We start from the raw sequence: 2829 nt of genomic DNA on the forward strand, positions 1-2829 counted from the left end.
CGGGTGGGGTGCCCCCGAGGACGAGGAGGGAGACCGCGAGCAGGGAGGAGCGGCCGATGCCCGCCCGGCAGTGCGTCACCACGTGGGCGCCGTGGTGCAGTCGTGCGGTCAGGTGGTGGAGGACGGGCAGCACGGCGGCCGGGTCGGGGACCGTCCGGTCGGGGATCGGGAGGGCCACGTACTCCAGTCCGGCGGCGGTCGCGAGCTCGGGCTCGGCGGTGAGGCCGAGTTCCTCGCGTTCGTCCGCGGTGAGCGCGCAGACGAGCACGTCCGCACCGGCGGCGGCCAGCGCGGCCATCTCGTCCGGCAGCCAGTCGTGGCCGCGCGGGCGGGCCATGGTGCTGAGCCGGCCGGGGCCGGGCAGGTCGACGGTGAACAGGGAGGCGCGCACGGCGGCACCGCATTTCGCTCGGGAGGGAGTGGGCCCCGGGCGGGACGTCGGGCGGCGCTCGAAGACCTGACGGAACGTCGAGGGAGCGGATCGCCCGCGTGGCGGCCACGGGGTGGGTGTCAGCGTACCGCGGTGTCCGGCGCAGCCACTGGGCCGGGCAGGCCGAGAGGCCGGTGGCCGGTCAGGCCGGGTCGGCCGTCAGGGCTGCGCGGAGCCAGTCGTGGGCGGCGCCGAGGGTAGGGGTGGCCGGGTCGGCGAGTTCGCCGGCGAGCTGCCAGTAGCGGTCCATCACCGGGTGGGCGAGGGCGTCGAGGCGGCGGACGAGCCGGCGGCGGAACAGCGGGGTGTCCCGGTCGCCGTGGGCCCCGGCGTACGCGGCGACGAAGCAGTCGAGCGCCTCGCCCGGCTGCGGTGCCCCTCCCCTGCGCAGGGCCGGGGCGGCCAGCTCGTACGCCTCGCCGAGGCCGTCGTAGAGCACGGCCGGGCGGTGGTCGCGGGCGTCCGCCGGGGGCGGCGCGTCGCTGCCGCCGGCGGGGCAGGGCATGGTGGCGAGGGCGTGCATCCGGGCGAAGGCCAGCACCTGGGCCGGCCGCGGCTCGGCGGGCGGCTGCGGCACCGCCGCGTCGACGATCCACCGGATCTGCCGGGTGGACAGGCCGCGGGGCAGGACCCGCCGCCAGTAGCGGGCCAGCGCGGTGGTGTCGGGCGGGGTGGCGACCGCGCCGATCAGCCGGAGCCGGTCGGCGCGTTCCTCGGCGGTGCAGTCGCGCAGCAGTTGCAGGGCGGCCTCCCGCCAGCGCAGTGCGGCGAGTTGGGTGCCCAGCTCCTTCAACTGCCGGGCGACGGCATCCTCCAGTGCGTCGGCCCCGGTGTCGGTGTCCTCGCGGCGCAGGACGCGGTCGATCTCGGGGACGGGCAGGTCGAGGGCGCGCAGCGAGCGGATCAGCCGCAGCCGGTCGAGCGCCCCGGGCCCGTACCTGCGGTGGCCGCCGGTGCTGCGGGCGGCCTCGGGGAGCAGGCCGCGGTCGGAGTAGAAGCGGACGGTCTTCACGGTGACGCCCGCCCGTTCGGCGAGTTCCCCGATGCTCCACAGATCGGCCATGAACACGACTTGAACCTCCCTCAGGGGGAGTTCCTACCGTACCGGCACACGCGGGCGGCCGACCGGGCCGCCGGAGCGGGCGAGGAGGCGACGATGGCGGTGTTCGTGCTGGTGTCCGGCTGGTTCACCGGGAGCTGGATCTGGGAGGAGGTGGCGGACCGGCTGCGGGAGTCCGGGGCGGAGGTGCACCCGGTGGCGCTGACGGGCATGGACGGGCCGGCCGGGACGGCGCCGGCCGGCACCGACCTGGAGACGCACGTCGGGGACGTGCTGCGGGTGGTCGACGGCGTGGCCGCGCCACAGGTGGTGCTCGTCGGCCACGGCTACGGCATCCATCCGGTCCTGGGCGCCGCCGACCGGCGTCCGGAGCGGATCGCGCGGGTCGTGCACCTGGACGCCGGTATGCCCGGGGACGGCGACACGGCGGCGCAGTCGGTGCCGGACCAGGAGGTCCGTACGCGGCTGCTCGGCGCCGGTCCGGTCCTCGCCGAGGTGCCCGTGCCGACCGCCGACGCGTGGCGGCGCTGGGGCAGCACGGCGGGACTGTCGGACGGGGCGCTGGCCCGGCTGACCGCGCACGCCGTACCGCAGCCCTCCGGGACGCTCACCCGTCCGCTGAGGCTCTCGGGCGCCGCGGCCGCACTGCCCTCCACCGGGATCCTGTGCACCGGCAGCGGCATGACGATCGCCATGCTCCGGGTGGTGGCCTCCGGCGACGACCCGGTCTCCCGGAAGCTCACCGACCCCGCGGTGCGCTTCTTCGAACTCGCCACCGGGCACTGGCCGATGCTCTCCTCCCCCGGTGAACTGGCCGAGGTGCTGCGGCGGTCCGCCGCCGGGGAGGGCCACCGGCTCACTCCGACCGCCGAAGCGCCCCCGCACCTGCGGCCCTTCGTGCTGGAGGCGCCGGAGCGGCCGCGCGAGCGGACCGGCCGGGTCGACCTGTACCTCCCCGACGGCGCCGGCCCCCGGGACCGCCGCCCGGCGGTGCTGTTCGTCCACGGCGGCCCGCTCCCGGCCGAGGTGCGGCCCACGCCCCGGGACTGGCCGGGGCTGGTCGGCCACGCCCGGTACGCCGCGGAGCTCGGCGCGGTCGGCGCGGTGGTCGACCACCGGCTGCACGGCTTCGCCGACTACCCGCAGGCCGCGGGGGACCTCGCCGCGGCCGTCGACCTGCTGCGCGCCGATCCGCGGGTCGCCCCGGACCGGATCGCCCTGTGGTTCTTCTCCGGCGGCGGGCTGCTGCTCGCGGACGCGCTCCGCACGCCGGAGCCGTGGCTGCGGTGCACGGCGGCGAGCTACCCGGTGCTCGCGCCGCTGCCCGCCTGGGGCCCGG

The 2829-nt window shown here is 77.6% G+C and carries 3 protein-coding genes; 1 reads left to right on the forward strand and 2 read right to left on the reverse strand.

The window, feature by feature from the left end; genetic code table 11:
- Both ABZ641_RS31790 and ABZ641_RS31795 read right to left on the reverse strand, forming a co-directional pair.
- On the reverse strand, positions 1-391 hold a 391-nt coding region (locus ABZ641_RS31790), incomplete at its 3' end, for a tyrosine protein phosphatase (protein ID WP_359987424.1).
- Positions 392-572: 181 nt separating this feature from the next.
- The gene (locus ABZ641_RS31795) at positions 573-1493 is read right to left on the reverse strand and encodes a MerR family transcriptional regulator (protein ID WP_359987430.1); all 921 of its coding nucleotides are present in this window, start codon (positions 1491-1493) and stop codon (positions 573-575) included.
- 93 nt (positions 1494-1586) lie between these two features.
- Here ABZ641_RS31795 and ABZ641_RS31800 point away from each other — a divergent pair.
- On the forward strand, positions 1587-2829 hold a 1243-nt coding region (locus ABZ641_RS31800; RefSeq protein WP_359987427.1), incomplete at its 3' end, for an alpha/beta fold hydrolase.

Origin of the sequence: Kitasatospora sp. NPDC007106 (genome assembly GCF_040634455.1) — a bacterium.
In the GTDB taxonomy this organism is placed as follows: Bacteria; Actinomycetota; Actinomycetes; order Streptomycetales; family Streptomycetaceae; genus Kitasatospora; species Kitasatospora arboriphila.

What these genes read in the sequence shown, in the direction of transcription:
- ABZ641_RS31795 (WP_359987430.1), bottom strand. Translation starts at nt 1,493, where the DNA reads ATGGCCGATCTGTGGAGCATCGGGGAACTCGCCGAACGGGCGGGCGTC.